The sequence below is a fragment of the Phytobacter massiliensis JC163 genome, from assembly GCF_000321045.1.
GTDB lineage: Bacteria > Pseudomonadota > Gammaproteobacteria > Enterobacterales > Enterobacteriaceae > Phytobacter_A > Phytobacter_A massiliensis.
In genome coordinates, this window is record NZ_HE578948.1 from 284,270 (window position 1) to 291,156 (window position 6,887).

The 6,887-nt window shown below is 63.8% G+C and carries 3 protein-coding genes; all 3 read left to right on the top strand.

What is annotated here, in order from left to right; all coding sequences use genetic code 11:
* A partial coding sequence (gene bcsB / locus ENTHG_RS18750; RefSeq protein WP_071825906.1) for a cellulose biosynthesis cyclic di-GMP-binding regulatory protein BcsB occupies positions 1–2,202 on the top strand: 2,202 nt, incomplete at its 5' end.
* A 6-nt stretch (positions 2,203–2,208) separates the two neighbouring features.
* Positions 2,209–3,315, top strand: coding sequence for a cellulose synthase complex periplasmic endoglucanase BcsZ (gene bcsZ / locus ENTHG_RS18755; protein ID WP_044183322.1), 1,107 nt, complete (start codon positions 2,209–2,211; stop codon positions 3,313–3,315).
* Complete coding sequence (gene bcsC, locus ENTHG_RS18760; RefSeq protein ID WP_044183324.1) at positions 3,297–6,788, top strand: cellulose synthase complex outer membrane protein BcsC; 3,492 nt, start codon at positions 3,297–3,299, stop codon at positions 6,786–6,788. Before bcsZ ends, bcsC begins: the two co-directional genes overlap by 19 nt.
* Positions 6,789–6,887 lie beyond the last annotated feature (99 nt).

The following is a 6,887-nucleotide window of genomic DNA, read 5'->3' on the forward strand; positions in this document are numbered from 1 at the left end:
CAGACGCCGGGCCAGGTGATGCCGGGCGTACCCGGCGCGGGCGCGCCGGTGGTGGCGGATGGCGCCCCGTCGCGTAACGTAAAGCTGACCTTTGCGGATATCGCGCCGCCTCCGGGCAGCATGGTGCTGCGCGGCATCAACCCCAATAACGCCATTGAGTTCGGCACCCGCAGCGATGAGGTGGTGTCGAAGGCGATGCTCAACCTGGAATATACGCCGTCGCCGTCGCTGCTGCCGGTACAGTCGCAGCTCAAGGTCTACCTGAACGATGAGTTGATGGGCGTATTGCCGGTCACCAAAGAGCAGCTGGGGAAAAAGACCCGCGCGCAGGTGCCTATCGACCCGCTCTACATCACCGACTTTAACCGCGTGCGGCTGGAGTTTGTCGGCCATTATCAGGAAGTCTGTGAGAACCCGGCCAGCAGCACGCTGTGGATGGACATTGGTCGCAGCAGTTCGCTGGAGCTCTCCTACCAGCGGCTGGCGGTGCAGAACGACCTGTCCCACTTCCCCATTCCCTTTTTCGACCCGCGCGACAACCGCCCGTTAACGCTGCCGATGGTGTTTGCCGGCGCGCCGGATCTGATACAGCAGCAGGCGGCAGCGGTGATCGCCTCCTGGTTCGGCTCGCGCACCGGCTGGCGCGGCCAGCGCTTCCCGGCGGTCTTTGACGCCCTGCCGGAGAGTAACGCGATCGTTTTCGCCACCAACGATAAGCGCCCGGATTTCCTGCGGGACGCCCCGGCGGTGCAGGCACCCACCATCACCATGATGAACCACCCCACCAATCCCTACGTGAAGCTGCTGGTGGTATTCGGTCGTGACGATAAAGACCTGTTGCAGGCGGCGAAGGGCATTGCCCAGGGGAACGTCCTGTTTCGCGGCAGCAGCGTGACGGTGGATGAAGTGAAGCCGCTGCTGGCGCGCAAGCCCTATGATGCGCCGAACTGGGTGCGTACTGACCGGGCGGTCACGTTTGGCGAACTGAAAAGCTATGAGGAGCAGTTGCAGTCCGTGGGGCTGCAGCCATCGTCGATTAACCTGGCCCTCAACCTGCCGCCGGATCTCTATCTGCTGCGCAGCAACGGTATCGATATGCACCTTAACTACCGTTACACCGCGCCGCCGACCCGGGACAACTCGCGGATGGATATCAGCCTGAATAACCAGTTCCTGCAATATTTCAGCCTGACCAGCAATCAGGACTCCAACCGCCTGCTGCTGCGCCTGCCCGTTTTGCAGGGGCTGCTGGACGGGAAAACCGATGTCGCCATTCCGGCGCTCAAGCTCGGGGCGGTTAACCAGCTGCGCTTTGACTTCCAGTACATGAACCCGATGCCGGGCGGGACGGTGGATAACTGCGTCACCTTCCAGCCGGTGCAGAACCGGGTGGTGATTGGCGATGATTCGACGATCGATTTCTCACAGTACTACCACTTTATCGCCATGCCGGATCTGCGCGCCTTCGCCAACGCGGGCTTCCCCTTTAGCCGGATGGCCGACCTCTCTGAAACCATGGTGGTGATGCCGCCGAACCCGACGCCGGGCCAATTGACCACCCTGTTTGACGCGCTGGGTACGGTAGGGGCGCAGACCGGCTTCCCGGCAATTAACGTCACGTTGACCGACGATGGCAGCCAGATTCAGGGCAAAGATGCCGATATCATGATCGTTGGCGCAATTCCGGAGAAACTGAAAGACGATAAGCGCATCGACCTGCTGATGAACGCGGCGCAAAGCTGGGTGAAGACCCCGCTGCGCCAGACGCCGTTCCCCGGCGCGGGGCCGGATGATGCCGACCGCAAAGCCGACGCGCAAACCGCTGTCACCTCCAGCGGCCCGATGGCGGCGATTATCGGCTTCCAGTCCCCGTATAACGAGCAGCGCAGCGTCGTGGCGCTGCTGGCGGACAGCCCGCGCGGCTATGAACTGCTGAATGAAGCGATGAACGACAGCGGCAAGCGGGCGGCTATTTACGGTTCGGTGTCGGTGATTCGTGAATCCGGGGTCAACGGGCTGCGTGTCGGCGACATTTACTATGTGGGCCACCTGCCGTGGTTTGAGCGCGTCTGGTACGCGCTGGCTAACCACCCGGTGCTGCTGGCGCTGCTGGCGGCGGTGAGCGTGGTGCTGCTGGCGTGGGTGCTGTGGCGTCTGCTGCGCATTATCAGCCGTCGTCGTCTCGACCCGGATCATGAGTAAACGGTGATGAACGCGCTACGGGTAACGCTTATTACCATGCTGTGGCTGGCGGCGGCGCAGGCCTGGGCCGCCTGTAGCTGGCCTGCCTGGGATCGCTTTAAGCAGGACTATATCAGCGAGGGCGGGCGGGTTATCGACCCCAGCGACGCGCGGCAAATTACCACCTCGGAAGGGCAGAGTTACGCGCTGTTCTTTGCGCTTGCCGCCAACGACCGGGCGATGTTTAAAACGGTGCTGCAGTGGACGCAGAACAATCTGGCGCAGGGGGATCTGCGCGCCCACCTGCCCGCCTGGCTGTGGGGGCGGAAAAACGAAGCCGAGTGGACGGTGCTGGACACCAACTCCGCCTCGGATGCCGACGTCTGGATTGCATGGGCGCTGCTGGAGGCCGGGCGTTTATGGAACGACGCCGACTATACGGCAAGCGGCAAAGCGTTGCTCACCCTGATCGCGAAAGAAGAAGTGGCCTCCGTGCCGGGACTGGGCTCCATGCTGCTGCCGGGGCGCGTGGGCTTTGCCGAAAAAGCGCGCTGGCGCTTTAACCCAAGCTACCTGCCGCCGCAGGTGGCGCAGTACTTCGCCCGTTTCGGCGCGCCCTGGAGCACCCTGCGGGAGACCAACCTGCGCCTTATCATGGAGACCGCGCCGAAAGGCTTCTCGCCGGACTGGGTGAGCTACCAGAAAGGTAAAGGCTGGCAGTTGAAAGCCGATAAACCGCTTATCAGCAGTTATGACGCCATCCGGGTTTACCTCTGGGTGGGCATGATGCATGACGGTGATCCACAAAAGGCGCGCCTGCTGGCGCGTCTCAACGCCATGGCCAGCGTGACGGCGAAAAATGGCCTGCCGCCGGAAAAAGTGGAGGTCGCCAGCGGTAAAACCCAGGGCGACGGCCCGGTGGGCTTCTCTGCCGCACTGCTGCCGTTTTTGCAGCAGAGGGATGCCCAGGCCGTGCAGCGCCAGCGGGTGGCGGATCGCTTTCCGGGTAAGGATGCCTATTACAGCTACGTGCTGACCCTGTTTGGCCAGGGCTGGGACGAGCACCGTTTTCGCTTCACCCCTCGCGGTGAGTTACAACCTGACTGGGGCCAGGCATGCGCAACTTCTCAATAAGTGTCATATCGGTTGTGTTGGGGCTCGCCACGATGCCCCTCGCTCACGCCGCGCCGTCGGCGCAGCAGCAGCTCCTTGAACAGGTTCGCCTGGGGGAGGCGACGAAGCGGGAAGACCTGGTGCGCCAGTCTCTCTACCGGCTGGAGCTGATGGCTCCCGACGATCCTGACGTTATCGCCGCGCGCCTGCGCTACCTGCTGAGGCAGGGCGATCAGGCGGGCGCGCAGAAGCAGCTTGAACGGCTGAACACGCTGGCCCCGCAGTCCAGCGCTACCCAATCCGCCCGCATTGAGATGACGCTTGCCACCGCCGAAGGGCGGCAGGCGTTGCAGCAGGCGCGCCTGCTTGCCACCACCGGCCACCCGCAGGAAGCGGCCGCAGCGTATGAAAAGATGTTCAACGGCAGCCCGCCGGAAGGCGACCTGGCGGCCGAGTACTGGCAGCAGGTGGCGAAACTGCCGGCGCGGCACAACGAAGCCGTGACGCAGCTGAAAAAACTTAACGCCCGCACGCCGGGCAATGTGCCGTTGCAGGATAGCCTGGCGCGATTGCTGCTGGCCGACGGGCGCGATGACGAGGCCTACGCCGTACTTGAGCAGATGGCGCGTAGCAATGCCGGGCGGGATGCGGCGGCCACCATGTGGTATCAGCATATTCAGAGTATGCCGCCGAGCGACGCCAGCGTGGCGGCATTACAGCGTTTTTTAGGCGTCTTCAGCGTTGGCGACAGCGTCGTGGCGGCGCGAACCCAGCTGGAGGCGCAGCAGAAACAGCTCGCCGACCCGGTATTCCGCGCCCGCGCTCAGGGGCTGGCGGCAGTCAGCGCCGGGCAGGGGGGCAACGCCGTCGGCGCGCTGGAGCGGGCGGTGAGCCAGAATCCGCAGGACAGTGAAGCCCTGGGGGCGCTGGGGCAGGCTTACTCTCAGCGGGGCGATCGCGTCCGCGCCGTGGCGCAGCTGGAAAAAGCCATTGCCCTCGACCCCAACAGCGACAACCGCAGCAAGTGGGACGGCCTGCTGCAGACCAACCGCTACTGGCTGCTGATTCAGCAGGGCGACGCGCAGCTGGCGGCGAAGAATCCGGCGCAGGCGGAGCGTTTTTACCAGCAGGCGCGCAAGGTCGATAATACCGACAGCTACGCCGTACTGGGGCTTGGCGATGCGGCGGTCGCGCGCAATGACGCTGCGGCGGCAGAACGTTTTTATCGCGAGGCGCTGCGGATGGACAGCGGCAACAGTAACGCGGTGCGCGGGCTGGCGAACCTCTACCGCGCCCAGTCGCCGGAGAAAGCGACCGCGTTTATCCAGTCCCTTAGCGCCAGCCAGCGCCGCAGCATTGATGATATTGAACGCAGCCTGACCAATGACCAGCTTTCGCAACAGGCCCAGCAACTGGAGAGCGAAGGGCGCTGGGCGGAGGCTGCCGTATTGCAGAAGCGCCGTCTGGCGCTGGACCCCGGCAGCGTCTGGATAACCTACCGGCTGGCGAGCGATCTGCGCTCCGCCGGGCAGCCGATCGAGGCCGATGCCCGTATGCGGGAACTGGCGCAGAGCAAGCCTGCCGATCCTGAGCAGGTTTATGCCTACGGGCTCTATCTCTCCGGCAACAACCAGCAGAGCGCGGCGCTGGCCCATCTCAACGCCCTGCCGCGCGACAAGTGGAGCAGCAATATTGAGGAGCTGGCCAACAGGCTGGAGGCCAACCAGCTACTCGACCGGGCTAACAGGCTGCGCGACAGCGGCCAGGAAGCGCAGGCCGAGGCGTACCTGAAACAGCAGCCTGCCTCGACGCGGATTGATTTAACGCTGGCCGACTGGGCGCAGCAGCGGGGCGATAACGCCCAGGCGCAGGCGCGCTATCAGGCGGTACTGGCCCGCGAACCGGCCAGCGAAGAGGCGCTGCTGGGGCTGGCGGAAGTGAGCGTTGCGCAGGGTAACCCGGTGGCGGCGCGTGAGTATCTGGCAAAACTGCCTGCGCCGACCCCTTCCGCGCCGCCGTCGCTCGGCACTCAGCGCCGGGTGGCGCTGGTTCAGTCGTCGCTGGGCGATAATGCCCGCGCCCGGCAGATCTTCGAGACCATTGCGCCGCAGGCGAAGGCGCAGCCGCCGTCAATGGAGAGCGCGCTGGTGCTGCGTGACGCCGCGCGCTTCGAGGCGCAGGACGGCCAGCCGCAGGCGGCGTTTGCGCGCTATAAAGATGCGATGGTCGCTGCGGGCATTACCCCAACGCGGCCTGTCAGCAATGACCAGTTCACCCTTCTCACGCGCAATAACGCCACGGATGACTGGTTAAAACGCGGCGTGCGCAGCGATGCGGCAGAGCTTTATCGCCAGCAGGATGTGAACGTTGCGCTCCAGCATAACTACTGGGGCTCCAGCGGCACGGGCGGCTACTCTGACTTGAAAGCGCACACCACCATGTTGCAGGCCGACGCGCCGCTCGCCGACGGCAGAATGTTCTTCCGTACCGACGTGGTGAATATGGATGTCGGCACTTTTTCGCTGGATGACGACAATACCTATTCGCCAAACTGGGGGACTTGTAACGATGTGGCCTGTACCGGCGGCGACCGCAGCCAGAAAGACAGCGGCGTCAGCGTCGCGGTGGGCTGGCGCAACGACACCTGGGATATGGATATCGGCACTACGCCGATGGGCTTCAACGTTGTCGATGTGGTGGGCGGTCTGAGCTACAGCAACGATCTGGGGCCGATTGGCTACACGCTGGACGTGCACCGTCGTCCCATCTCCAGCTCTTTGCTGGCGTTTGGCGGGCAGAAAGATAACAGCAACGGCGATCACCCTGGCACCACCTGGGGCGGCGTGCGCGCCAACGGCGGCACGGCGAGCATCAGCTATGACCAGGGCGAAGCCAACGGCGTCTGGGCGTCGCTGGGGGGCGATCAGTTAACGGGTAAAAACGTCGCCGATAACTGGCGGGTACGCTGGATGGCGGGCTATTACTACAAGCTGCTTAACGAGGATAATCGCCGCCTCACCGTCGGGCTGAACAATATGATCTGGCACTACAACAAGGATTTAAGCCACTACACGCTGGGCCAGGGCGGCTATTACAGTCCACAGGAGTACCTGTCGTTCTCGGTGCCGGTCACCTGGCGTCAGCGCACGGAAAACTGGTCCTGGGAGCTGGGAGGATCGGTCTCCTGGTCGCATTCAAGGACCAAAACAGAGCGCAGCTATCCGCTGATGCGGCTGATCCCTGCGGCGTACCGTGAAGATGCCAGAACCGCTATAGAGGAGGGGGGGAGCTCCAGCGGCGTAGGCTACACCGCCCAGGCGCTGATTGAGCGCCGGGTCACGTCGAACTGGTCGGTAGGGCTGGGGGTGAATATTCAGCAGGCGAAAGATTACACCCCAAGCCAGGGCATGCTGTACGTTCGCTATTCCGCCGCCGGCTGGCAGGGGGATATGGATATGCCGCCGCAGACGCTGACGCCGTACGCGGACTGGTAAATCCTGACGATCGGTTCCCTCGCCCCGGCCCTCTCCCTGGAAGGGAGAGGGGAAAACCGCAGCCCCGGCTGGCACAATCGGTCCCCTCGCCCCTTTGGG

Excerpts from the sequence above, each read along its gene's own strand:
- bcsC (WP_044183324.1), top strand. The coding sequence starts at position 3,297 with ATGCGCAACTTCTCAATAAGTGTCATATCGGTTGTGTTGGGGCTCGCC.
- bcsZ (WP_044183322.1), top strand. The coding sequence starts at position 2,209 with ATGAACGCGCTACGGGTAACGCTTATTACCATGCTGTGGCTGGCGGCG.